Source organism: Chroococcidiopsis thermalis PCC 7203 (assembly GCF_000317125.1).
GTDB classification, from domain to species: domain Bacteria; phylum Cyanobacteriota; class Cyanobacteriia; order Cyanobacteriales; family Chroococcidiopsidaceae; genus Chroococcidiopsis; species Chroococcidiopsis thermalis.
The window spans coordinates 1,611,537-1,635,091 of the sequence record NC_019695.1; the positions used below are offsets into that span (position 1 = coordinate 1,611,537).

At 44.5% G+C, this 23,555-nt stretch carries 22 protein-coding genes; 17 read left to right on the forward strand and 5 right to left on the reverse strand.

The genetic code is table 11. From position 1 onward, the window contains the following. The first annotated feature begins 529 nt into the window (after nucleotides 1-529). A complete protein-coding gene (locus CHRO_RS07115; RefSeq protein ID WP_015153519.1) occupies nucleotides 530-964 on the forward strand; it encodes a hypothetical protein in 435 nt (144 codons plus the stop codon). 67 nt (nucleotides 965-1,031) lie between these two features. Here the strand turns inward: CHRO_RS07115 and CHRO_RS07120 are convergent, their stop codons facing one another. Next, nucleotides 1,032-1,460, reverse strand: a complete 429-nt coding sequence (locus tag CHRO_RS07120) for a thiol-disulfide oxidoreductase DCC family protein (RefSeq protein WP_015153520.1) — start codon at nucleotides 1,458-1,460, stop codon at nucleotides 1,032-1,034. 83 nt (nucleotides 1,461-1,543) lie between these two features. Then, on the reverse strand, nucleotides 1,544-1,996 hold the full coding sequence (locus CHRO_RS07125; RefSeq protein ID WP_015153521.1) for a clan AA aspartic protease: 453 nt from the start codon (nucleotides 1,994-1,996) through the stop codon (nucleotides 1,544-1,546). Nucleotides 1,997-2,248: 252 nt separating this feature from the next. On the opposite strand from CHRO_RS07125, the gene CHRO_RS07130 reads away from it, so the two are divergent. The 8 genes from CHRO_RS07130 (at nucleotide 2,249) to CHRO_RS07165 (ending at nucleotide 11,067) form a co-directional block, all read left to right on the forward strand. Beyond that, nucleotides 2,249-3,856, forward strand: coding sequence for a VOC family protein (locus tag CHRO_RS07130; RefSeq protein WP_015153523.1), 1,608 nt, complete (start codon nucleotides 2,249-2,251; stop codon nucleotides 3,854-3,856). A 79-nt stretch (nucleotides 3,857-3,935) separates the two neighbouring features. Beyond that, nucleotides 3,936-5,603, forward strand: a complete 1,668-nt coding sequence (locus CHRO_RS07135) for an FAD-dependent oxidoreductase (protein WP_015153524.1) — start codon at nucleotides 3,936-3,938, stop codon at nucleotides 5,601-5,603. A gap of 124 nt (nucleotides 5,604-5,727) precedes the next feature. Continuing rightward, nucleotides 5,728-5,955 (forward strand): type II toxin-antitoxin system Phd/YefM family antitoxin, encoded by a 228-nt coding sequence (locus tag CHRO_RS07140; RefSeq protein ID WP_015153525.1) that lies wholly within the window; start codon nucleotides 5,728-5,730, stop codon nucleotides 5,953-5,955. Further along, nucleotides 5,952-7,052: a type II toxin-antitoxin system VapC family toxin gene (locus CHRO_RS07145; protein WP_015153526.1), complete on the forward strand. Its 1,101-nt coding sequence runs from the start codon at nucleotides 5,952-5,954 to the stop codon at nucleotides 7,050-7,052. Before CHRO_RS07140 ends, CHRO_RS07145 begins: the two co-directional genes overlap by 4 nt. A 41-nt stretch (nucleotides 7,053-7,093) precedes the next feature. After that, nucleotides 7,094-8,485 carry an ATP-binding protein gene (locus tag CHRO_RS07150; protein ID WP_015153527.1) on the forward strand — a complete coding sequence of 464 codons (1,392 nt, stop codon included), beginning with the start codon at nucleotides 7,094-7,096 and terminating at the stop codon, nucleotides 8,483-8,485. Between the two features lie 85 nt (nucleotides 8,486-8,570). Further along, nucleotides 8,571-9,371 (forward strand): alpha/beta fold hydrolase, encoded by an 801-nt coding sequence (locus CHRO_RS07155; RefSeq protein WP_015153528.1) that lies wholly within the window; start codon nucleotides 8,571-8,573, stop codon nucleotides 9,369-9,371. An 11-nt stretch (nucleotides 9,372-9,382) separates the two neighbouring features. Then, nucleotides 9,383-9,640 (forward strand): serine hydrolase, encoded by a 258-nt coding sequence (locus CHRO_RS07160; protein WP_041462392.1) that lies wholly within the window; start codon nucleotides 9,383-9,385, stop codon nucleotides 9,638-9,640. 2 nt (nucleotides 9,641-9,642) lie between these two features. After that, complete coding sequence (locus CHRO_RS07165) at nucleotides 9,643-11,067, forward strand: sensor histidine kinase (protein ID WP_015153529.1); 1,425 nt, start codon at nucleotides 9,643-9,645, stop codon at nucleotides 11,065-11,067. A gap of 180 nt (nucleotides 11,068-11,247) precedes the next feature. On the opposite strand, the gene ftsH2 is transcribed toward CHRO_RS07165, so the two are convergent. Beyond that, entirely contained in the window at nucleotides 11,248-13,134 is a 1,887-nt protein-coding gene (gene ftsH2 / locus CHRO_RS07170) for an ATP-dependent zinc metalloprotease FtsH2 (RefSeq protein WP_015153530.1), read from the reverse strand. A gap of 312 nt (nucleotides 13,135-13,446) precedes the next feature. Here ftsH2 and CHRO_RS07175 point away from each other — a divergent pair, with 312 nt between their 5' ends. The 3 genes from CHRO_RS07175 (at nucleotide 13,447) to CHRO_RS07185 (ending at nucleotide 16,394) form a co-directional block, all read left to right on the forward strand. Next, the gene (locus tag CHRO_RS07175; protein WP_015153531.1) at nucleotides 13,447-14,154 is read left to right on the forward strand and encodes an SDR family oxidoreductase; all 708 of its coding nucleotides are present in this window, start codon (nucleotides 13,447-13,449) and stop codon (nucleotides 14,152-14,154) included. A gap of 179 nt (nucleotides 14,155-14,333) precedes the next feature. Next, complete coding sequence (gene hppD, locus CHRO_RS07180) at nucleotides 14,334-15,575, forward strand: 4-hydroxyphenylpyruvate dioxygenase (protein ID WP_015153532.1); 1,242 nt, start codon at nucleotides 14,334-14,336, stop codon at nucleotides 15,573-15,575. A 120-nt stretch (nucleotides 15,576-15,695) separates the two neighbouring features. Then, entirely contained in the window at nucleotides 15,696-16,394 is a 699-nt protein-coding gene (locus CHRO_RS07185; RefSeq protein ID WP_041462393.1) for an HAD family hydrolase, read from the forward strand. A gap of 15 nt (nucleotides 16,395-16,409) precedes the next feature. Here the strand turns inward: CHRO_RS07185 and CHRO_RS07190 are convergent, their stop codons facing one another. Next, nucleotides 16,410-17,033 (reverse strand): CPP1-like family protein, encoded by a 624-nt coding sequence (locus CHRO_RS07190; RefSeq protein ID WP_015153534.1) that lies wholly within the window; start codon nucleotides 17,031-17,033, stop codon nucleotides 16,410-16,412. A gap of 704 nt (nucleotides 17,034-17,737) precedes the next feature. Between CHRO_RS07190 and CHRO_RS07195 the strand changes: the two genes are divergently transcribed. Then, on the forward strand, nucleotides 17,738-18,448 hold the full coding sequence (locus CHRO_RS07195; RefSeq protein WP_041462394.1) for a response regulator transcription factor: 711 nt from the start codon (nucleotides 17,738-17,740) through the stop codon (nucleotides 18,446-18,448). A gap of 192 nt (nucleotides 18,449-18,640) precedes the next feature. On the opposite strand, the gene CHRO_RS07200 is transcribed toward CHRO_RS07195, so the two are convergent. Then, on the reverse strand, nucleotides 18,641-18,838 hold the full coding sequence (locus CHRO_RS07200; protein ID WP_015153536.1) for a DUF2811 domain-containing protein: 198 nt from the start codon (nucleotides 18,836-18,838) through the stop codon (nucleotides 18,641-18,643). 733 nt (nucleotides 18,839-19,571) lie between these two features. Here CHRO_RS07200 and CHRO_RS07205 point away from each other — a divergent pair. The 4 genes from CHRO_RS07205 to CHRO_RS07220 all read left to right on the forward strand — a co-directional run bounded on the left by CHRO_RS07205 (nucleotide 19,572) and on the right by CHRO_RS07220 (nucleotide 23,536). Further along, nucleotides 19,572-20,555 carry an alpha-ketoacid dehydrogenase subunit beta gene (locus CHRO_RS07205; RefSeq protein WP_015153537.1) on the forward strand — a complete coding sequence of 328 codons (984 nt, stop codon included), beginning with the start codon at nucleotides 19,572-19,574 and terminating at the stop codon, nucleotides 20,553-20,555. Between the two features lie 83 nt (nucleotides 20,556-20,638). Next, nucleotides 20,639-22,063, forward strand: a complete 1,425-nt coding sequence (secD, locus tag CHRO_RS07210; RefSeq protein WP_015153538.1) for a protein translocase subunit SecD — start codon at nucleotides 20,639-20,641, stop codon at nucleotides 22,061-22,063. Continuing rightward, a complete protein-coding gene (gene secF / locus CHRO_RS07215) occupies nucleotides 22,060-23,028 on the forward strand; it encodes a protein translocase subunit SecF (protein WP_015153539.1) in 969 nt (322 codons plus the stop codon). The genes secD and secF overlap by 4 nt, the downstream gene beginning before the upstream one ends. Before the next feature lie 106 nt (nucleotides 23,029-23,134). Continuing rightward, on the forward strand, nucleotides 23,135-23,536 hold the full coding sequence (locus CHRO_RS07220) for a hypothetical protein (RefSeq protein ID WP_015153540.1): 402 nt from the start codon (nucleotides 23,135-23,137) through the stop codon (nucleotides 23,534-23,536). Nucleotides 23,537-23,555 lie beyond the last annotated feature (19 nt).

Sequence of the window (23,555 nt, forward strand, 5' to 3'; positions counted from 1 at the left end):
AAATAGAGTAAGTCTTACAGTTGATATAGAGTAAACAAGCAAAGGTTTACTTGACGCCAAACCGAATATCTCTAGCTCTAATACTATACTTAAGTAATTATCGTTAAGCACAAACCCGTATGTAACTTAGATTACATACGGGTTTGATAATTTTTGGTCACTAGTCATTTGCGACGTTAGCGCTTTACAGTCAAACCAATGATAGTTCCATAGTCGAAAAATACAATCTTCAAAAGATAGAAAATCAACCTTTTCATCGCAAATCCGCGCTAGAAATGTTGGTCTTCAACTAGATCGATCCTTATAGCAACCCCACACGCTCGAAACGTTATGGCGATCGCTAGTCATTTGTGAATCACAAATAACAAATGACTAATGACTAATGACTAATGACAATTTTTGTATCACAAGTCACGCAAGTAAGCACTCAGGGAATTGTTAAAATTAGTTACCAATAGCAGCGAGCTTTCTAGAAATCTTGCTGCCCTCACTTCTCTCATCTATATTTCAATCTACAGGAGTGTTTCGCGTGAATGCAGCCGAGCAAGCGATTAATCTGGAGTTTACAAGTAAGATTGCTACGGTGGTGAATTTACTCAAAGCAGAGTTTCCTGAAATTAGAGCCGATCTGAAACCTTGGACGAACGATCCAGAAACACTAGAGTTAGTCGATCCTGACTCGGTTGATATTGGCTTTCATTTTCCTGGTTGGAGTAAATCGTTTCAGAGTCGCAGTATCCTAATCCAAATTCGGTTTTATCAAGATCCCATCAGCGATGTCCGGCGTTGCATCGGCGTGGAGGCTGCTGGATTCGATCATCGTGGCAAACAGTGGCAATTTTCTACGGTTGAGGAATGGCGTTGTGAAGGCGAAACAAAACCCAAAACAGAATCCAGCGACAAGTTAAAGCAGATTTGCCGCAAGATTATGGAAGTGTTTAATGGTCAAGGGAGCAGGGAGTAGTGAGCAGGGAGTAATTATCAGCAACCAAGTGACCAGTTAAATTTGACTTGTGACTTGTCTTGCTCCCTCAATTCTCTTTTCCGACTCCCCCAGAAGCGCAGCCACAATCGGCGGCGTACACAGTTTTATATGTCGTGTCGCGTTTGCCAAATAGAGTGTAGCGGTTATCGCGGATTTGTTCGTAAGTGCGATCGCCCATCCATTTTAAGCCAGGTAGAGAACGGTAAGCATTGACAAATATTTCACCCATCGGTAATAGTCTGCCAATTTCTTCAGCGGCGGCTGTACCTTGCCAACGACGATTGGGAGTATTAGCATCAATTAAAATCATCCCGAGTTCGCAATCTTGAGATGTAATTCCTAACTGTTGCAAAACAGTTTCATCTTGCATGGATATATAGCGAAATTTTTGTCCTTGGTCTAGTTTTTCTAATAATTGAACGAGAGTGGTACAGAGATTGCAATTGCCGTCAAAGATAACGATATATTGGTTCATTGGGGTAGTAATGGGTAATGGGAAGTTGTAAGTTGTAAATCGTAAGTCGTAAGTTGGAATTAGCTGATAACTGACAAAAATATCTAAATCCGAAAAACAGGTTGGTCGGGATGAGCGGGATTGGGAATTAAACGCTGATTTTTACAATCTACGAGTAAATCTAATGTTTCTAATACAGTTTGACCAATTAAGACTTCATCCCCAGTTACTAACACTGCCTCGGTTGTCTCCCGTCCCATGATTTCGATAATTACAGGTTCAGTAAGTCCCACCATTTCCTCTCTACCATCAGCATATTTAGCAAGCTGCTGAGCGCGAACTTTTAAGCCCAGTTCTTGTACTATAGCTTGAGATACGACTGTACGAACTGCACCAGTGTCTACTAGTGCTTCAGTTTCACACACGCGCAACTGATTTGGATTAAGTAATCCTCGATTGACTAAGATTTCATCAACAGCATTTGTAAGCTTGACTGGTACTCGGACTGCTCCCATATGTTCGCTAGCTGCAACATCAATTCGATTGAAACTTACCATAATTCAATTGCCTCTCTCATAAAGACTTTACTTTTTGATTATTTTATGGTAGATACGGCAAAATATATTAGGCAGACAATTTAGACGAAAAACAAGGTATAAATTAAGTAATTTGCATGAGTCTGCGCTGTTCGATTTTAGTGGCGGAAATAACTAAATAGGTACTCTTAAGAGTTTGAAAACTATATAGAAAACTCAGAAACACAGTGTACGGGTTGGTCATAGTGTCCTCACAGCAAGCAGGGAAACGACATGAGCCAAGAAATCCTGGGAATTCACCATGTGACTGCGATCGCCTCAGACCCACAGAAAAATCTCAACTTCTACGCTGGTTTTTTGGGTCTGCGTCTAGTCAAAGTTACTGTCAATTTCGACGAGCCTGAAACATACCATTTCTATTACGGCGATGAATTAGGACGACCTGGTACGATTATGACGTTTTTCGTCTGGTCTGATGCGCCCAAGGGTCGTCAAGGAACGGGACAAGCGACAATTGTATCCTTTGCCATTCCCCAAGCATCGTTGGGTTATTGGATCGAACGCTGTATTAAATATGGCATCCGCTACGAAAGTCCCGAAGAACGGTTTGGCGAGTCTGTCTTGAGTTTTAAAGACCCAGATGGATTGATGGTAGAACTAGTAGCTACAGCCAATCCTCAAACTTCATCGCCTTGGTCTACTAGCGGTATTCCCGCAGAACACGCAATCCGTGGAATTCATACAATCATGCTATGTGAGGATGGCTACGAACTGACGGCAAAGTTGCTGACAGAAACGATGGGGTGGAATTTTCAACAACAAGAAGGGAATATATTTCGCTACCAAATTGGGGCAGGAGGATCGGGAAAAATTGTCGATGTCAGGTGTGCGCCAGATTTTTGGAAAGGTGCGGTAGCGGTGGGGACAGTCCATCATGTAGCGTGGCGGACTCGTAACGATGAGGAACAGGAAGCTTGGAGAAGCGCGATCGCTAATTTAGGATTTAACGTTACCCCTGTCTTAGATCGTCAATATTTTCACTCAATTTACTTTCAAGAACCAGGGGGAATTATTTTTGAATTAGCTACAGATGCCCCAGGTTTTACCGTTGATGAAGCACCAGCAGAACTGGGAACTCACCTGATGCTACCTCCTTGGCTGGAAAAGAAGCGGCAGCGAATCGAAGCAATTTTGCCATCACTATATTTACCGCAAACTGGTACTTCTCCCATTCGTAGCAGCAACCATCGCCCTCAAACTCAACTCGGATTTACTCACCGTTTTATCCCTGCTGCTGAGCCAAATATACCTTACACCTTACTACTGCTACATGGAACAGGAGGCGATGAAACCGATTTACTTTGGCTGGGGGAAGAATTAATCCCAGATGCAGGAATACTCAGCCCACGCGGTCAAGTTTTGGAAAATGGAATGCCGCGATTTTTCCGGCGCTTAGCTGAAGGGATATTCGATCTAGAAGACTTAAAATTCCGCACCCACGAACTTGCTAACTTTGTTGCCACTGCTGCTGACAGCTACGGATTTGAACCAGATCGAGTTGTTGCTGTAGGCTATTCCAATGGAGCAAATATTGCTGTCAGTATGTTGTTACTCCGTCCCTATACTTTGAGTGCAGCAGTATTATTCCGTCCGATGGTTCCCCTCGAACCGTCTCAATTACCCAGTCTTACTGGTATCCCCATATTTATTGCAGCCGGACGTAACGATTCTATCGTCAGTCCAGAGGAAACAGAACGATTAGTCAAAATATTGCAGACTGCTGGTGCTGATGTAACCCTCACTTGGCATCCTGGCGGACACGCCTTAAGTGGAGAAGACGTGCAAGCAGCTAAGCAATGGCTGTTGACAGTTATCAGTTAACGGTTATCAGTTGACAGTTATCAGTTAACCGTTATCCGTCAACTACCAACTACCAATTACCAACTACCAACTACCAATCATGACAACTAAGCCTGTCATTTTAACAGTTGACGACGATCCAGAAGTTTTGCAAGCGGTGGCGCGGGACTTGCGACGTGAATATGGCGATCGCTTTCGCGTTTTGCGGGCGGAGTCTGGCGCAGTTGCTTTAGAAGCGCTGCAACAGCTTAAACTGCGAAACGAGCCTGTAGCATTGTTTTTAGTAGACCAAAGAATGCCTCAAATGTCTGGGGTAGAGTTTCTGGAACAGGCGTTACAGATGTTTCCAGAGACGAAAAAGGCTTTACTTACGGCGTATGCAGATACGGATGCAGCAATCCGCGCTATCAATACTACGCGGATCGATTACTACTTGATGAAGCCTTGGGACCCGCCAGAGGAAAGGTTATATCCAGTATTGGACGATCTCCTCGATGATTGGTTATCGCAATTCCGTCCGCCTTTTGATGGGATTCGCGTAATTGGCAATCGCTGGTCGCCCCATTCTCACGAGATTAAAGATTTTCTCGCCCGCAACCAATTACCTTATCAATGGTTGGATATTGAATTGTCAGAGGAAGCGCAGGATTTAGTTAAATACGCCGACTGCGATAAATTAAATTTGCCGCTGGTGCTATTTTCCGATGGTTCCAGTTTACTCAAACCTTCGCCTTTGGAGGTTGCAGCCAAAATTGGGCTACAGACTCAAGCTGGAAAACCATTTTACGATCTGGCGATTGTAGGAGGAGGACCAGGAGGTTTAGCGGCTGCGGTTTATGGTGCTTCGGAAGGGTTGCACACGGTATTGATCGAACGGGAAGCCCCAGGTGGACAAGCGGGAACGAGTTCGCGGATTGAGAATTATTTGGGATTTCCTGTGGGTTTGAGTGGTGGCGATTTGGCGAGAAGGGCAGTCACCCAGGCTAGACGTTTTGGTGTAGAGATTCTCAATCCCCAAGAAGTGCAGGGAATTCGCATAGAAGATCCCTATCGGATTATAACTCTCGCCGATGGCAGCGAAATTAGCTGTCATGCTTTAATTTTGGCGTTGGGCGTTTCGTGGCGACGGTTGAACGTCCCAGGAATGGATCGATTGACTGGGGCGGGTGTGTACTATGGTGCAGCGCAAACCGAAGCCCTAGCTTGTCAAGGGGAAGAAGTCTACATCGTTGGTGGTGCAAACTCTGCCGGACAGGGGGCGATGTATTTTTCTCGCTATGCCCACCACGTCACGATGTTAGTGCGGGGCGAGTCTCTTGCTAGTAGCATGTCGCAATACCTAATCGACCAAATTGCCGAGACACCAAATATTACAGTTAAGGTGCATTCTCAGGTGGTGGAGGTAAAAGGAGAGACAAATTTAGAGGCGATCGCGATTCAAAATACCCAAACAGGTGAAATTGAAGTCGTTCCGGCTAATTCCCTATTTATCTTCATTGGGGCTGTTCCCAGAACAGAATGGCTAGATGGAATTGTCGCACGCGACGATCGCGGTTTTGTTTTGACTGGAACAGATCTTAGCCAGAACGGACACCGCCCAAAAGGATGGACGTTAGATCGAGAACCTTTTTTATTAGAAACTAACGTACCTGGGATTTTTGCTGTGGGCGATGTACGTCACGGTTCCATTAAGCGCGTGGCTTCTAGCGTTGGTGAAGGATCGATTTGCGTCCAATTCATCCATCGGTATTTGAGTAATGTGTTGTAGGTGGTAATGGGTAATAGGGAAGTCAAAATTCAAAGGTTAAAAGTCAAAAGTCAAAATTACATTTGTAAGTAAAAAATGAATAATGACCAATGACCAAAAAAGTAGAAATAGAGAGGTTGTAGCTATGCGACAAGTCAATCTTGTTGAAGCATCTCAACAATTATCAGAATTAATTGAAGCTGCAATGCATGGGGAAGAAGTCATTATTACAAAAGACGAACAGCCACTAGTTCAACTCACGCCGCTATTGGCAACTCAACGTCGCCGTCAGCCAGGAAACGCTAAAGGCTTAGTAATAATATCCGATGATTTTGATGAACCTCTAGAAGATTTTAAGGATTACATGTCATGAGGTTCTTGCTAGATACTCATACATTTATTTGGTACGTGGCGAATGAAGGACAACTAACCACCTCAGTTTTGGAGATCGTTAATGATGCAAATAATGATATTTTGTTGAGTGTAGCTAGCCTTGGGGAAGCTGTAGTTGCATCCTTACGTCTTCACCATCGCTATCCGTTCGATCTCCTATTAATCTCACAAGTAATTGTAGAGCAATTACCAATATTAAGTATCGATTCTGCTTTCGATGTCGATCCAATGCAAAGACTTTGGAATAAGTGTATGAAACAAGAAGAAAAAGGAGATTCTGAGCTATTCTATGCTTTCTTCTCTCTAATTAAACCTCGTAAAAGCACTTCTTCTAAAGATGAGTGGCAATCTCATGTTTTACCTCATAGTGCAATTGCAGAACTAGCGCCGAATCTATGGCACGTTACTGGTATTTTACCAAGTTCTACTATGGTTCCACGTGAAATGGTGGTTTATAAATTGCCAGACTCTAGTTTACTAATTCACAGCGCGATCGCACTCAACGAAGTGGGAATGTCACAGCTTGAGTCTTTAGGCGTACCTAAAATTTTAATAGTACCCAACCGCATTCATAGGCTAGATGCTGGCGTATACAAACAGCGATATCCACAACTTACAATTATTTGTCCCGCCGCTGCAAAACCATATGTTGAAGAAGTCGTAGCAGTAGATGGAATTGCAGAAGAAGTATTACCAAAATATGACATTATCTGTCACGAACCTGCTGGTATTCGTCCGCAGGAACTCGTTTATGAATTACCATTACCTACAGGAAAAGCATTAATATTTACAGACATTTTATTTAATTTAAATAAGTTATATTTACAACAAAACTCACCCAAAGGACAGTTTACATTTCAATGGTTGGGAGCAAGTGCTATTGGGGCAAATGGATTTTTTGGTATGACTTTTTTAGGTAGGCAATTTTTTCTACGCGATCGCCATGCTTATCGTCAATGGTTAGAAACATTAGCTGATAGTATACACGACTTACAAGTTATTTCCGTTGCCCACGGTAGCCCTATTATCGCTAACTGTAATCAGCGATTACGGGAAGCAGCAGCACGTTTATCGTAGCGTCTCAGCCATCAATTACCAATTACCAATTACCAATTGAAATGACAGCTACTAAATTATCCCTACAACAAGTACCAATTTTTGCTCATTTAGATGAGAAGCAATTGCAGTGTTTAAATCAACTCGGTACGGAAATTCAACTCGATGCGGGTACGCAAATTGCCAAACAAGGAGATCCGCCAGATGGATTTTATATTATTTTAGAAGGAGTTACAGAATGGACGCGAACTGTAGATGGACAAGCAGCACATGCCGTCAATTTAGGTTCTGGGGAAGTATTTGCAGAATTAATTTTACTGCTAGACGAACCCTATCCCACCAGCGGACGCGCCTTGACTCCCGTTACACTTTATAAACTCCATCCAGAAGCTTTTTGGCAGATGTTAGAAATTTGCCCTCAAGTATGGCGCAGTATTTTAAAAATTGCTACGCAGCGATCGCAACTCCACGAATCTGTCACCCAGCAACAAGCAAAATTAATTTCTCTTGGTACTTTATCGGCTGGTTTAGCACATGAATTGAACAATCCGGCGGCGGCGGTAAAAAGAAACGTTCAAAATTTAGATGAGATTTTACAGCAATTACCTGCTTTGGCGTTGCAGCTACATCAGCAGCCTTTAAATAAGGAACAAATCGATTTTTTATGTGACTTGTATAAACAAGCGATCGCAACTGCAAAAACTTGTTCTCGTCGCGATCCAATTGCTCAAAGTGAAGCTGAAGATGAGGTTACTGATTGGTTGGACGATCGCAAGGTTAAAGAAAGTTGGAAACTTGCTCCTACACTAGTCAACGCTGGAATTACAACAGAAAAATTAGATGAAATTACAGCTCATATTACTCCTGAATGTTTGAGTAGTGTATTGCGCTGGTTGGATGCAACAGTTACGGGAAGCGGATTGTTATATGAATTACAACAAAGTTCGGGGCGGATTGGAGAATTAGTTAAAGCGATGAAGGAATATTCCTACATGGATCGCGCCCCCATTCAAGAAGTAGACGTTCATGAGGGAATTAATACTACGTTAACGATTCTCAAGTACAAATTGAAACAAGGTGTTAGCGTGCATAAAGAGTATGGCAGTTTACCTAAGATTAGTGCTTATGGGAGTCAGTTAAATCAAGTTTGGACGAATTTAATTGATAATGCGATCGATGCTACGGGTGGTAAAGGACAAATTTGGATTAGGACTTGTCAAGAGGGCGATCGCATTTTGGTAGAAATTGTTGATAATGGTGTGGGAATTGCACCAGAGATTCAGTCGCGGATTTTTGAACAGTTTTTTACTACGAAAGAAGTGGGGAAAGGGACGGGTTTAGGGTTAGATATCGTGCGGCGAATTATTGTCGGACAGCATAAGGGTGATATTAGGTTTGAGACAAAGGCAGGAGAGACAAAGTTTCAGGTTAGATTGCCGATACAGTTAAATTAAAATGTCGCGCAAAGACGCAAAGGCGCAAAAGATGGAAGATATTTTACTATCCGAATAAGATGTAAAGCCAAAAAAGGAGAAAAGAATGCCTTCAGCTAAGTTGAGCAATATTAATATGTACTATGAGGTACATGGAGCTGGAGAGCCCTTAGTCCTAATTCAAGGTTTGAGCTTGGATAGTAGTGCTTGGGCAGATCAGATTTCTGCATTTTCTCAAAAGTATCGAGTTATTGTTCTTGATAATCGCGGCGTAGGGCAATCTGATTCTCCTAATATACCTTACTCTACTGAAATGATGGCTGATGACATAGTGGAATTATTGAAGTTTTTAAATATTAAAAATGCCCATATTTTAGGTTTTTCAATGGGTGGAACGATCGCTCAGCAAATTGCTTTAAAATATCCAGAAGTTGTGAAAAGCCTAATTTTGGTCGCGACATCTGCTAAGTTTCCAGCTAGAGCTAGATATTTAACTAAGTTATGGTTAAAAATGCTTGAGGAACAGGTTTCTACAGAAACCCGACTGCAAGAGATTTGCTTATGGGTGTTTACAGATGAATTTTTAGCAGATGAGGCGCGAGTTACAGCAGCGGTAAACCTGGGATTGAATCATGCACATCCTCAACCAACGCATGGCTTTGTAGGACAAATCGCTGCTCTTTTAGAACACGATATAAGAGACGATATCCATCGAATCTCTGCTCCTACCTTAGTGCTTATTGGTAAAGATGAAATATTTATTCCTTTGAATTTTTCTGAGGAGTTAGCTGCGAATATTCCTAATGCAGAATTAGTCGTATCGGAGAAAGGTGGACATAATTATTGGATGGAGTTCCCAGAAATATTTAACCAAGCAGTCATGCAATTTTTAGCTAAAGTAGCTTAGAAGCGATCGCAATGGACGAATATATTGAAATTTTAAGAATTAGTCGTTCTATTCCTGGGCTTTCTATTGCAGTAGTAAAAGATGGTAGTCCCTTGCTAGTAAAAGACTATGGATTAGCAAATGTAGAATTATCAGTACCAGCAACAAAAAATTCTATTTACGAATTGGCATCAGTTGGCAAAACTTTTGCTGCTGCCACGATGATGTTAGTGAAACAAAATAAAAGTAGAAACCCGCCACTACCACTTTTGACATGCTACGAAGGATAATTATGACCAACATTCAAAATCTTCCACGTCAGCAACTCAATATCAAAGACGCACTCCGCCAAGTACCGCTATTTGTTAAATTACCAGAAACAGAATTGCAGTGGTTATGCGATCGCGGACAAGAAGTATGGCGGGAAGCAGGAGAAGTTCACCGTCAAGAAGGAGATCCAGCCGACCATGTTTTTATCTTGCTAGAAGGAGAAATTCGGATTACCCAGCAGGTAGGAAATCAGCAACTCGTTTTAGCTACCTACGACACGCAAACTCTGTTTGGTGAATTACCCGTATTAATGGGGCAAGATACTTATTGGGCGAGTGGAATTGCGATTAAGCGATCGCGCATTTTTGAACTACCAAAAGACGCATTTTGGCGCTTACTATCTACTTGTTCCTGCGTTACTGCCTCCATTCTCAGCACGATGGCGCAGCGAATGCAAACGGTGCAAACCATAGCACAGCAACGAGAAAAATTAGCTGCTTTAGGAACGTTAGCTGCCGGACTCGCGCACGAAATGAATAATCCCGCTGCCGCTGTCAGACGCAGTGCCAAACACCTGCACGAACTTTGGCAAGATATACCCTGCTTCACTTTAAAGCTGAAGCAGCAGATGACAAACGAACAACTCGGCTTTTTGATTGATATGCAGTGCGAGGCAGTGCAACGGGCGCAAAATATATCTACTCTCGATCCACTGACACAAAGCGATCGCGAGGATGAAATAGCTGAGTGGCTGACAACCCATCATGTAGAAAATAGTTGGCAACTCGCCCCCATTTTAGTTGGAACTGGGTTAGATTCAACTTGGCTAGAAAGCATCGCCCAGAAAATACCTACCGATGCCCTATCTGGGGCGATCGCTTGGTTAGCTGCATCCCTTACAGGTGTTGGGGCAATTGAAGAGATCGATCGCTGTGCCGATCGCATTTCTCAGTTAGTACAGGCAATTAAAGATTACTCTTACATGGATCGCGCCCCTCTACAAGACGTAGACGTACATCAAGGGCTAGAAAGCACTGTGACAATTTTAAGTCACAAACTCAAAGGTGGCGTGACTGTAATCCGCAACTACGATCGCAACTTGCCGCGAATTGTCGGTTATGGTGGGGCATTGAATCAAGTGTGGACGAACCTCATTGATAATGCGATCGATGCCATGCAAGGACAGGGCAAGATTTGGCTGCGGACTTGGCAAGAACACGACCATATAGTAGTCGAGATCGCCGACAACGGATCGGGCATTCCTGCCAATATTCAACCCCGTATTTTCGAGCCATTTTTTACCACTAAAGGTGTAGGACAAGGCACGGGTTTGGGTTTGGATGTCACGTATCGGATTATTGTGGGCAAGCATCACGGCGACATCAATTTTACGTCAAAGCCTGGAGACACCTGTTTTCGGGTACGTTTACCGATCGCAGCTTCATAATTCCCTACGCCAAAACAAAAGCCCCCCGATCAAACAAGTCAAAAGTCAAAAGTTAAAAGTCAAAACAAAAGCCCCCAATTTATCGGGGGGTTGGGTGGATCTCAACAAAAGCCCCCCTTTTGAAGGGGGGTTGGGGGGATCTAACTTGTGGCAAAAACCAACAGAATTAATGTGACAAACTTACAGCGTTGGCACGTACTGCTGCTTTTCTGGTACGTCGGTGTATTCAGCCACAATCTGACGAAACTCTTCGCCGTCGATGGTTTCTTTTTCGATCAACAAATCGACTAAGCGATCCATCACAGTGCGATTGTCACGGACGAGTTTCTTTGCCAACTCATAGCATTGATCGACAATAGCGCGAACCTGAGCATCGATGCGAGAAGCGATCGCGTCTGAGTAATCGGAACGAGTCATCAAGTCACGTCCCAAAAATACCTCTGAGCTTTGGCTATCTAACGACAGGGGACCCAAATCTGACATCCCAAATCTTGTCACCATCTGTCGCGCCATTCCCGTTACTTGTTGCAAGTCATTACCTGCACCAGTAGTCACTTCTGCCGTACCAAAGATGATATCTTCAGCAGCTCTACCACCTAAAGCACCACTAATTCTAGCTTTGAGCTGCGATCGCGAGATCAATCCTTGTTCTTCGCTAGGAGTAAACCAAGTCAAACCTTGAGCTTGTCCGCGTGGTACTAGCGTGACTTTCTGTACCGGATCGTGGTCTTTAATCAGCGTACCGATTAAAGCATGTCCGATTTCATGATAGGCAATCAACCGCTTACTCTTGCTATCTACCAACGGTGTGCCTTCCATCCCTGCTACAACGCGATCTACAGCGTCGTCAATTTCTAGCAGGGTAATCGCGTCTTTACGTCGTCTTGCCGTCAAAATAGCAGCTTCATTCAGCAAGTTGGCTAAATCTGCTCCTGTAAACCCAGGAGTGCGGCGAGAAATTGCTTCTAACGATACAGTGTCAGCAAGCTTCTTGTTTCTGGCGTGGACTTTGAGAATTTCCAAACGCCCTTTGATGTCTGGTGCATCTACTGTAACTTGGCGATCGAATCGACCGGGACGTAATAATGCCGCATCGAGTACGTCAGGACGGTTGGTAGCAGCAATGATGATAATTCCCGTATTACCTTCAAAACCGTCCATTTCTGTGAGCAATTGGTTGAGAGTTTGCTCTCTCTCGTCGTTTCCGCCACCAATTCCCGCGCCTCTTTGTCTACCTACTGCGTCAATTTCATCAATGAAGATCAAACACGGGGCGTTGTCTTTGGCTTTCTTGAATAAATCCCGTACTCGCGATGCACCGACACCAACGAACATTTCCACGAATTCGCTACCGGAGATGCTGAAAAATGGGACTCCTGCTTCCCCAGCGATCGCTTTTGCTAGTAATGTTTTCCCCGTTCCTGGGGGTCCTACTAACAGTACGCCTTTGGGAATGCGTGCGCCAACAGCAGTGAAGCGTTCTGGCTGTTTGAGGAAGGTGACGACTTCTTGCAACTCTTCTTTGGCTTCGTCAATTCCCGCTACGTCATCAAATTTTATGCCCGTCTTGGCTTCCATCTGGAATCTAGCACGGGATTTACCAAAGTTAAGTGCTTGCCCTGGTCCACCCGGAATATTACTAGAGCGACGGAATAAGAAGAATAAACCGCCAATCAACAGCACGGGGAAAATGAGATTACCCAGTAAACCCCAAATTGCCCCATCATTTCGCATCGGGTGAGAATCAAAGCTTACATTTCCCGCTCTGAGTTTAGCAATCACTTCGGGAGCGCTGTATGGCAGGTCTACCCGCAGCCTTTGAACGCGATTGTCCAGTTCTGGATCGACTGCCTCTACAATTGCCGTCCGTCCGCCTTCATATAGGTCTACACTAGTGACGCGACCAGCATCTAGATATTCCAGAAAACGACCGTAAGTCATCCGAGTACTGGCGGCGTTCTTACTCATATCAGCAGGAGCGCCAGCAAATGCCCCCTGCCAGAAGAAAAAGCCTATCACGAGTGCAGGCAGTGTCCACAGTACTAGGACTCTCCAAGAAAATTTCATCAGTTAGTTGCCTCTAGGTGTAGATACAACAAATCAGTTTGACTACAGGCGGGCGCTTTTATCCCGTAAACGATAGTCCTTAAACAGATATTGTTAACTTTTCTTTCAATCAGTAAATCTTCTAGTGTATGAAGATACTGATAGCAGTTTGATTACTATCTTAATCAAATTTAACGTAATTTTAAGCGATCGCGCTAATTCAGTGACCAGTGACCAGCGATCGGTGACCAGCGACCAGTGACCAGCGACCAGTGACCAATAACCAATCAGTTCATCTACCATGTAGAGAGATGTAAACAAATGTAAAGAAAGATGCAAGACAAGGTGGTTGTAGTTGTCGGTGCAACTGGGGGTATTGGTTCAGCTTTAACTCGCAAACTGGCTCCAACTGGAGCGCGTCTGGTGTTGGCAGCTAGAAATAGCAGCGCGCTGCAAGACTTGGCAACACAGTTGTCAGTTAAGTCAGTATTGACTGTTCCCACAGATATCACCGATCGCACCTCGGTAAATGCCCTGATGGAGCAAACTACAGCTCAGTTTGGAAAAATTGATGCTTTAGTAAATGCAGCTGGTGCAGGAATATTAAAGCCTTACAATGCTCTAGAACCAGCCGATCTAGAGGCGATGTTAGACCTAAACTTGAAGGGTAGCTTCTACACCTGCCAAGCCGCAGCTGAATTCATGCAACGGCAGAAATCCGGGCATATTTGTAACGTAGTTGGAATTTTGGGCAAGCATTCAATGGCAATGGCAGCAGCATACAGCGCTTCCAAGTTTGGTGTAGTTGGTTTCAGTAAATGCATGGCGGAAGAGTTGAAGCGTTTTGGTGTGAAGTTCACGCTATTTTATTTTGGTGGCGTAGACTCTCCCTTCTGGGACAACATACAGCTAAAAGTCGATCGCAAAAAAATGCTCAGTACCGAAACTGCTGCCAATGCAATCTTTTATGCCCTCCAAGCAGAACCGCAAGCAGTCCCGATGGAAATTAATATTCAGCCAGACAGTCACTTGTTTTTTTAGAGACAAGGGGACAAGGAAGCAGCTACCCATTACCAATTACCAATTACCCTTGCCCTGATAATTGATAACTGATAACTGACAACTGATTCTGCAATTCTTGCTTAAGAGCGAATGGTAAATTCAGCAAAACAGGCAAAATTTACAAAGAGATAGGCTGTGATGCTGAATTTTCCAAAAATATGAAAATCGATCGGATTCACTTCTACGTAGAAGATGCAAAAGCTTGGCGTGACTGGTTTGTCAGCAAATTAGGCTTTCAAACTGTAGCTAGTTACAGCCGCGATCGCTACACTGATACAGAAGTGGTGAAGAGTGGTTTCGTCTGCTTCGCTCTATCGTCACCGCGATCGCATTTCAGTCCAGTCTGGCAGTTTTTGCGCCATCATCCTCCTGGTGTGGCGGATGTCGCCTTTGTTGTAGAAGATCTCGAAGCGATCGTCCAAAGAGCGATCGCTCACGGCGCAAAAGTCTTACACCCCCCACAATTACAGCAAGGCTACAAGTGGAGTAAAATCTCTGCCTGGGGTTCTCTGGCTCATACTTTGATCGAAAGGAGACAGGAGACAGGAGACAGGAGGCAGGAGAAGACAAGGAAACAGAAAAGAGCTGAGGAAACTGAGGGAGAAAAAATAACCAACCACCAACTACCAACTACCCATTACCCATTACCCATTACCAACGCCACGCAACACGCACTACCCTCAATCATGGGCATCGATCACATCGTATTAAACGTTGCTGCGGGGGATTTGGAGACAGCTGTGGCATGGTATAAAGAGATTTTAGATTTTCGCTCTCAGCAGGCTTTTACTATTCAAACCGATCGCTCTGCTTTGCATAGTCAGGTGATGGTTTCTAGTAATAGCTGCGTTCAGTTTCCAATCAATCAACCTGCATCGCCTAATTCGCAAATTCAGGAATTTTTAGATTGCAATCAAGGTGCGGGAATTCAACACATCGCCCTCAAAACTAGCAACATCATCGAAGCGATCGCGCAATTTCGCAATAACGGCGTATCTTTTCTTTCAGTTCCTCCTACTTACTACACTCAGCTAAAGCAGCGTTTGGGATTACCAATATCATTTCCAATCTCAGTTGATGAGTTACAAGCGATCGCCCAACAGCAAATTTTAGTTGACTGGCAAGATTCCCACCCTGATGCTTTGCTACTACAAACTTTTACTCAACCCATTTTTACCCAACCAACTTTCTTTTTTGAAATTATCGAACGCCGCTCCCAAGCCACGGGTTTTGGCGAAGGTAATTTTCGCGCTCTGTTTGAGGCAATCGAACGAGAACAGATGAAGCGCGGTAGCCTTCAGGTGCGGGAGTCGGGCATCGGGAGTTGGGGGGACAAGGGAGACAAGGAGGACAAGGGAGACAAGGGAGACAAGGGAGATAACTTACCAAATAGCCAATGACCAATGACTAACGATCGATGACTAATTAGTATTTCTAAACTCATCCATCAAACATTCAAAATTTCGCCTTATGGCATCTGAGCTAAGGTGTTAATGAAACTTAGCATCTTAACTATAAAAATGATTAGATTAATTACCGATTTTGACGGACCTATTATTGATGTGTCGGAGCGATACTACCGCGTATATCAATTATGTTTAGAGAAAACTCGCCATCCAGAACAAGCTGTAACGCAGTTGAGTAAAGCGGAATTTTGGCAGTTGAAGCGCTCTAAGGTTCCTGAAAAACAGATTGCTATCCTATCTGGACTAGACGAAACTCAAGCTAAAACATTTGCTAATTTGCGGCGACAAACGGTACACGCTCATCCTTACTTTCAGTATGACAAACTAGCTCCGGGCGCAGTAGAAGCTTTAGAGCAAATCCAGCAAGCTGGTATCGATTTAGCAGTGATGACAATGCGTCGCGTGCGCGAGCTGGACTATGCTTTCGGACAGCACGATCTAGGTAGATTTTTTCCTGAAAATCGCTGCTATTGTTTAAGCAATGATTATCTGAAAACTCGCGACATTGACGATAAACCTTTGTTGATGGCAAGGGCTTTAGTAGAATTGCCCCCTGCTAGCGATGTTTGGATGGTTGGTGATACGGAAGCGGATATTATTGCGGCAAAAAAGCACGGGATCAAAGCGATCGCCGTAGAATGTGGAATTCGCGATCGCGTGCGGCTACAACAGTACCAACCTGATTTAATTGTGAAAGACCTAAATGCAGCAGTCGAGTTCGTTCTCAACGCTGCATTTGCCCAAGCTAGCTAGTACCTCGATCTTTTCTCAGCGTAGAAAGCTAGAAATCACCCACAACAACACAAAAGTTAGGACAGTAGAAAATTGTTCTACTGTTACAATGCTGGCAATCTGGGTTTGCAACAAACTACCGATCAGCCCACCACCGATTAAGCCAACAACCAAACCCATAGCTGTTAGCAGTACTGCTCGACCAAATTTTTGTTCTTTCCGATAGAGAAAATAGAGGCTCGAACAAACACCAACGATTAATAAAAATTGCAAGATTTGAGCGCCGACAGCGCTATAAAACACTCCAATACAGCTCAACCCTAAGTACAGCACTCCAGGCATGAGAATCTCACTCAAGCTAGGCTTGTCTTGTATACCTTGCAGCCACGCTGGGGCTTGAGGCGCAGGCGATGAGACTTCTTTAGGGGGAGATTGGATAGCCGTCTCAGCGAAGCGGATACCTTCTGGAACTTTAATCTTTCCTTCTTGGCGCAGTCGCAAACGCTCCATTAAGATGGCATCATAAGCTGCTTCCACTGTCTCCAACAGCTGCCGATCGTTGCTGCACTGCTGTACGAGGCGAGTGCGAGCTTCTTGGATCTCGTCGAATGTCGCGTCTTCTGATACCCCAAGTTTGTCGTAGGGACTTTGCTCGATCATGTGAATTTATCGCCTTAGCGGAGTCGGGGGCGAATATAGAAAAATGTACAACAAGGCGTATGCTGTCAGCCTAGCCTATTTAGATCTATTCTAATAGACTATTGCGGCTACCGGTTATCGTCGTACTTAACCAGAATATCACTTATTCGTTTTTTACTGTCATGTCTTCTAGGCAATGCGATCGCGTACGCTGGTTTCTACCTCAGATTTACTGAGATCGGACACTTAGTTTACTGTTTTTGACCAGAACTGCTAAGCTTTTCTGCTTTACCTCGGTAATTGTACGAAAACGTAACATAAGTTGTAACACCGAGCCATGCTGTCGTAAATAGCACGACTGAGTTCAAGCAGAATTGAGCGATCGGCATTCGAAAAGAAAATTTTAGTCGCAAAATCTGCCGTTAGTGAGACAGGTGCAAAAGCAAACAATAGCGGAGTTGGCAATTTTTGCCGTTTCGCTAGCCCGAGTCTATTCGATTGAGAACTGCTCGAGTTATTGTGGGTTAATTGATTTACGCGCCCGTACTGGCGATAAAATCCCCGGGGAAATTCTACTAGTATATTAGAACACCAGGGTCGATCTCAGAGTTGGCATTCCTGAATTATCGATTAATAATTGTGGTAGTTTCGATCTGCTTGTTCTAGCGCTACCACCCAGGTTGCTGAATAGGCTTTTTATTCCTTCTCTGCTCAAAGTAATGCCTATGGCTGTTGCCAAAATTCTAGTTGTTGATGACGATCCATCAATTCGTAATTTAATTCAACGCTTTTTAACCAAGCATAACTATCAGGTAGAGGCTGCCGAAGATGGTAAGACTGCCTTGGCTCTATTCGAGCAATTTAACCCCGATCTAGTCATCCTAGATGTAAATCTACCAGATACGCTTGGTTACAATCTCTGCCAAGAGATGCAAAACCGCACTAAAGTTTTTGTACTCATGCTGACAAGTCGAGCTGATGAGGCAGACAAAATCAGAGGCTTTTCTCAAGGTGCGGATGACTATTTAACCAAACCATTTAGTTTAGGAGAGTTAGAAGTCCGAGTTGGAGCAATTTTGAAACGCCAACGAGTAGTTACGACTGCGGAAAAACAACGTCTGGTGTTTGATAAACTGACAATCGATCCAGAACGGCGAGAAGTGACAATTAACAATGAATTGATTCCCTTAACTGCATTGGAATTTGATTTGTTACGCTTTCTTGCCAGCCATCCAGGTCGAGTTTGGCGGCGTGCCGAGCTAATTCAAGAAGTTTGGGACTATGAATATGTAGGAGATCAGCGGGTGGTAGACGTGCATATCGGTCAGATTCGCAAAAAAATTGAAATTGATGCGGCTCAGCCGATCCTGATTCAGACAGTACGTGGTGTCGGATATAAATTTGAAGCTCCTAGTAAGGCTGGGAAAAGTCAATAGCACACCACTTTCAATTACAAAATCAGAGCTAGAAGGCTAAACTCTTGCTGCTGAGGGAAAAACTATAGGGTCTTCATGCGGTTGAAGACCCTTTTGTTTTGTCAGTTATCAGTGGAACCAGTGGCTGGTGGCTAGAGTTTTCATATCTAGTCACGAGTCACTAGCCACCAGTCACTCACAGTCATTCTCAAATTAAGAGTGATGAAATAGGGTTTCTAGATAGACTCTAGCGGCACGGCGATCGCCATTACTATTTTGTAGCAAAAACAGGGATAATGCTGCGGCAAACACTCGGTCTTGATCCCAATCAGGATGGGTTTCTAAGTAATTTTGCATTGATTCGTGTAATGACTCGGGAATTTCAGTCAAAATGCTAACGGTGGCGGACATGGAGAACCTCTCTTCAAACAGTTACATGAATGGGATAAGCTGACTTCCACGACATAAAAAACGCAAGTTAAAAATCAAGTTAAAGATGCAATGCCTTCGGTAGTTCGTGCAGCAACCATAATTGCACCTGTGGCACTGAAAAATCCTCGTTGCTAAAGCATAATCATCACTTCGATGGAGCGCGATCGCCCGAACGTTTTCTCGGCAGGTTTTATAAAGGGAAGTCGCATCATTGTGCGACAAGTTTCCCTGTCCCGTCAATGCTGCGAAATATTACAACGGTTCTAAACACAAAAAAATCAGTACGATACGATTAGGGTTTTAACCACATTTTTGTCACACATCTTTACAAATCCTCTCAGATTCTCAGCAGAGAGAAAGCGGTGTGAGAAATTCACAACTAGAGCAGTAAACCCAGATTTCTGAAGTCATCTCTTGTGGAAAAACTCAAGCCTGCTGTGGAAAAACCCAGACTACCTGTGGAAACAGTGGGGAATACCTGGGGAAAACTCGACAGAAAAATAAGAATTGCAAAGCTCTCTGAATTTAGGGATGAGGAATGAGGCGCGAGGAGCAAGGAAGACAAAGGAGATAAGAGAGAGCGGGGAGCAAATTCTTCGAGCGTTCTCCCATACTTCCCACACCACGCTCCACTCTCTTTCCCTCACTCCTCACTCCTCGCCCCTTGTTTAGCGCTAAGATGCTAGATTAGTCAACTAAAGTTGTAAGGTTAATGGCAGAAACGTTATTCTTTAATGCCCTGAAAGAAGCCATCGACGAGGAAATGGCGCGGGATTCTACTGTATTCGTTTTGGGTGAGGATGTCGGTCACTACGGCGGCTCGTATAAAGTTACAAAAGATTTGTATAAGAAATATGGGGAGTTACGGGTACTAGACACCCCCATTGCCGAAAATAGCTTCACGGGTATGGCAGTAGGAGCAGCGATGACTGGCTTGCGACCGATCGTCGAAGGGATGAATATGGGGTTTTTGCTGCTGGCTTTTAACCAAATTTCCAATAACGCAGGAATGCTGCGCTATACCTCTGGTGGCAACTTTAAAATTCCGATGGTAATTCGCGGACCTGGCGGAGTAGGCAGACAATTGGGTGCAGAACACTCGCAGCGGTTAGAAGCATACTTCCAAGCAGTGCCTGGATTGAAGATAGTCGCTTGTTCTACTCCCTATAACGCTAAGGGGTTGCTTAAATCAGCAATTCGCAACGATAATCCCGTTCTATTCTTTGAACATGTACTACTTTACAACCTCAAGGAAAACCTACCAGAACACGAATACTTAGTCCCGTTAGACAAAGCAGAAATCGTGCGCCGTGGCGAAGACGTGACAATTTTGACCTACTCGCGAATGCGCCACCACGTCATGCAAGCAGTCAAGCCGCTAGAGAAAGAGGGATTCGATCCAGAAGTTATCGATCTCATTTCTCTAAAACCCCTAGATATAGAAACCATTGCTACTTCCGTCCGCAAAACGCATCGCGTCATCATCGTGGAAGAGTGCATGAAAACTGGGGGTATAGCCGCAGAATTGACCGCATTAATTAACGATCGCCTCTTCGATGAATTAGATGCGCCTGTCTTGCGTCTATCTTCTCAAGACATTCCCACACCCTACAACGGCAGTCTAGAAAGACTTACCATCGTACAACCAGAGCAAATTGTCGAAGCCGTGAAAAAGATGGTTGCCGTTCAGGTGTAAGTTTAGGGACGCTTGAGCTAGCTCAAGCGTCCCCAGCCTCTCAAAAAGAGGTTAGTATAGCACTTGTTGCCGCAACACGTAGTATGCAAAAACAGCGATCGCTATTAGCTTTAATTGTCGTTCTCATCATCGCCGCAATTGTCGTAATTGTGAAATTTCCCGTGCCACTCGGGTTAGACCTCCAGGGGGGTTCGCAATTGACAATTCAGGTCAAGCCTAACGAGGAAATCAAACGCATCACCGAACGCGAGTTAGAAGCAGTACAAACTGTGGTGGAAAACCGCGTCAACGGACTAGGGGTATCGGAACCCGTGATTCAAACAGTAGGACAAGACCAAATTCTCGTCCAACTTCCAGGAGTCAACGATCCAGAACAGGCAGAAAGGGTACTAGGTGGTACAGCTCAACTGGATTTTCGTCGCGAGAATGCAGAAAGTCGAGCTTTTGTCAATAACAGGCAGCAACAAATTCAAGGATTGCTGGAAGAACAACAAAAGTTACAAAGTGCGAAGGAACGAGACGAAAAGGCGATCGCGGCAAATAATGCCCAAATAGAAGCCAAAATCAAAGAAATTACCGAGCTAGAAGCAAAGCTATTCGAGCGCACCGGGTTGACGGGGAAAAATCTCAAGTACGCTCAGGCGACACCTACACAAGGCAGCAACTGGAGTGTAGCTTTAGAATTTGATGCCAAAGGCGGCGAATTATTCGCCCAACTGACAAAAGAATTGGCAGGCACGGGAAGACGTTTGGGAATTTTTCTCGACGATAAACCAATCAGTACGCCCGTAGTTGGTCAAGAATTTGAAAAAACAGGTATTGCAGGCGGACGGGCAGAAATTACAGGTAATTTTGATTTCGAGTCTGCTAACGAATTAGCACTGCAATTGCGAGGCGGTGCTTTGCCCGTACCCGTAGAAATCGTTGAAAATCGAACTGTGGGCGCAACCTTGGGACGCGATAGCATTCAACGCAGTATTTATGCTGGGGTTGGGGGATTGTCCTTAGTCTTGATCTTTATGGTGGTTTACTACCGCTTGCCTGGACTCATAGCCGATCTAGCCTTGGTGATTTATGCTTTGCTGACATGGGCAACTTTCGCTTTGTTGGGTGTCACCCTGACGCTGCCAGGTATCGCTGGATTTATCCTCAGTATTGGGATGGCAGTGGATGCCAACGTGTTGATTTTCGAGCGGACGCGGGAAGAATTGCGGGCGGGTAAATCGCTCTATCGTTCCGTAGAATCTGGCTTTTACCGTGCTTTTTCTAGCATTTTAGATAGTAACGTCACGACTTGGATTGCTTGTGCGGCGCTGTTTTGGCTCGGTTCTGGGTTAGTGAAAGGTTTTGCTCTGACGCTTGCCTTGGGGGTTGCCATGAGTATGTTTACCGCGATTACCTGTAGTCGTACCTTCTTAATGTTGGCGATCGCAATTCCCAGTTTGCGCAAACCAGAGTTATACTGTCCGAGCTTGCCAGCATCGAATAAGGCACAGGGGGCGACATGAGACTCAATATTAACAAACAGCGATCGCTTTGGTGGGGAGTTTCCCTGATCGTGATTCTGGCTGGTTTAGTGGCGATGGGGATTTCTTGGCAAAAATACGGTGCGCCACTGCGTCCGAGTCTCGACTTTATCGGCGGAACGCGATTGCAACTCCAGCGCGACTGCTCTAAACCAGAAAACTGCGCCAAACCAATTGACATCAATGCCGTCCGTCAAGTCATGTCCGAGCGCGGATTGGGCAATAGTAGCATTCAACTGGTAAGTGACGAACGCGGACAACAACAAGGGATTTCAATTCGGACAAAAACTCTCAATGTTGACGAGAGGACGCAGTTACAACAAACACTTACTAAAGAAATTGGCGCGTTCGATCCCAAAGCAACCCAAATTGATACAGTAGGTCCAACCATCGGACAACAGTTGTTATCTTCGGGTTTAATTGCTCTACTCGTCTCCTTTGCTGGGATCGTCGTTTATTTAAGCCTACGCTTCCAGTTAGACTACGCCATATTTGCGATCGTGGCTCTGTTCCACGATGTTTTGATTACCACGGGGATTTTCGGGATTCTTGGCTTAGTCCAAGGCACTGAAGTTGATAGTTTATTTATCGTTGCGTTGCTAACAATCACGGGTTTTTCTGTCAATGACACGGTAGTCATTTACGATCGCATCCGCGAAACCCTGAAGGTTAATCCCGATCTACCCATAGACCAAGTGGTAGACAATGCGGTCAATCAAACCTTGGGGCGATCGATCAACACCACCTTAACCGTATTGCTGACTTTGCTGACCTTATTCATCTTTGGTGGCGAAACGCTGAAAAACTTTGCCTTAGCACTCATGATTGGTTTCGCTGCTGGGGCGTACTCTAGTATTTTTATCGCCAGTACCCTACTTTCCTTGTGGCGAGAACGGACTGGTCAATCTCAGAATAACAACCAGTTGTCAACAACCAGCGACCAGTGAACAGTTATCAGGGAGACAATTCAATTGAAAATTACGCACCATGCGCCACTCAATTTTGACTTCTGACTTTTGACTTTTGACTTCTTCCTCTCGACTCCCCCATCAGATGCAGCCAGAAGACCCACCCTTTGTACCGATAGAACTTGACCCAACTTTTGAGCGACAAGTACAAAAGCTGTATCTGCTGATCGCATATAGCAGATGGTTAGTCGTAGGGTGTTTGTGGCTGAGTGTTGGTGTTTTAAGTCTTTGGGGACTGCGTTATGAAATTAGTTTATTGTTGCAATATTTCACTTGGGTAGCCGTGCGATACGGGCTTTATTATAATCCTTTACCCACTTTTGGTTTGGCTTGTTGTGCGGTCATGACAATTTCTAATCTCCTTTGGCAGGGTCGCATTTTACTATTTGGACTACCACCAAAGGAGTTGCGTCGCTTAGCGAAACAAGTACAGCAAATTCGCCAGCAGGGTAAAAGCCATCCTTTGTGGAAATGGATTTGTCAGTAGAAGCATGAGGGATGAGAGA

Coding starts and splice junctions, on each gene's coding strand:
- CHRO_RS07120 (WP_015153520.1), bottom strand. CDS start 1,460: ATGAACCAATATATCGTTATCTTTGACGGCAATTGCAATCTCTGTACC.
- CHRO_RS07125 (WP_015153521.1), bottom strand. CDS start 1,996: ATGGTAAGTTTCAATCGAATTGATGTTGCAGCTAGCGAACATATGGGA.
- CHRO_RS07130 (WP_015153523.1), top strand. CDS start 2,249: ATGAGCCAAGAAATCCTGGGAATTCACCATGTGACTGCGATCGCCTCA.
- CHRO_RS07135 (WP_015153524.1), top strand. CDS start 3,936: ATGACAACTAAGCCTGTCATTTTAACAGTTGACGACGATCCAGAAGTT.
- CHRO_RS07140 (WP_015153525.1), top strand. CDS start 5,728: ATGCGACAAGTCAATCTTGTTGAAGCATCTCAACAATTATCAGAATTA.
- CHRO_RS07145 (WP_015153526.1), top strand. CDS start 5,952: ATGAGGTTCTTGCTAGATACTCATACATTTATTTGGTACGTGGCGAAT.
- CHRO_RS07150 (WP_015153527.1), top strand. CDS start 7,094: ATGACAGCTACTAAATTATCCCTACAACAAGTACCAATTTTTGCTCAT.
- CHRO_RS07155 (WP_015153528.1), top strand. CDS start 8,571: ATGCCTTCAGCTAAGTTGAGCAATATTAATATGTACTATGAGGTACAT.
- CHRO_RS07160 (WP_041462392.1), top strand. CDS start 9,383: ATGGACGAATATATTGAAATTTTAAGAATTAGTCGTTCTATTCCTGGG.
- CHRO_RS07165 (WP_015153529.1), top strand. CDS start 9,643: ATGACCAACATTCAAAATCTTCCACGTCAGCAACTCAATATCAAAGAC.
- ftsH2 (WP_015153530.1), bottom strand. CDS start 13,134: ATGAAATTTTCTTGGAGAGTCCTAGTACTGTGGACACTGCCTGCACTC.
- CHRO_RS07175 (WP_015153531.1), top strand. CDS start 13,447: ATGCAAGACAAGGTGGTTGTAGTTGTCGGTGCAACTGGGGGTATTGGT.
- hppD (WP_015153532.1), top strand. CDS start 14,334: ATGAAAATCGATCGGATTCACTTCTACGTAGAAGATGCAAAAGCTTGG.
- CHRO_RS07185 (WP_041462393.1), top strand. CDS start 15,696: ATGATTAGATTAATTACCGATTTTGACGGACCTATTATTGATGTGTCG.
- CHRO_RS07190 (WP_015153534.1), bottom strand. CDS start 17,033: ATGATCGAGCAAAGTCCCTACGACAAACTTGGGGTATCAGAAGACGCG.
- CHRO_RS07195 (WP_041462394.1), top strand. CDS start 17,738: ATGGCTGTTGCCAAAATTCTAGTTGTTGATGACGATCCATCAATTCGT.
- CHRO_RS07200 (WP_015153536.1), bottom strand. CDS start 18,838: ATGTCCGCCACCGTTAGCATTTTGACTGAAATTCCCGAGTCATTACAC.
- CHRO_RS07205 (WP_015153537.1), top strand. CDS start 19,572: ATGGCAGAAACGTTATTCTTTAATGCCCTGAAAGAAGCCATCGACGAG.
- secD (WP_015153538.1), top strand. CDS start 20,639: ATGCAAAAACAGCGATCGCTATTAGCTTTAATTGTCGTTCTCATCATC.
- secF (WP_015153539.1), top strand. CDS start 22,060: ATGAGACTCAATATTAACAAACAGCGATCGCTTTGGTGGGGAGTTTCC.
- CHRO_RS07220 (WP_015153540.1), top strand. CDS start 23,135: ATGCAGCCAGAAGACCCACCCTTTGTACCGATAGAACTTGACCCAACT.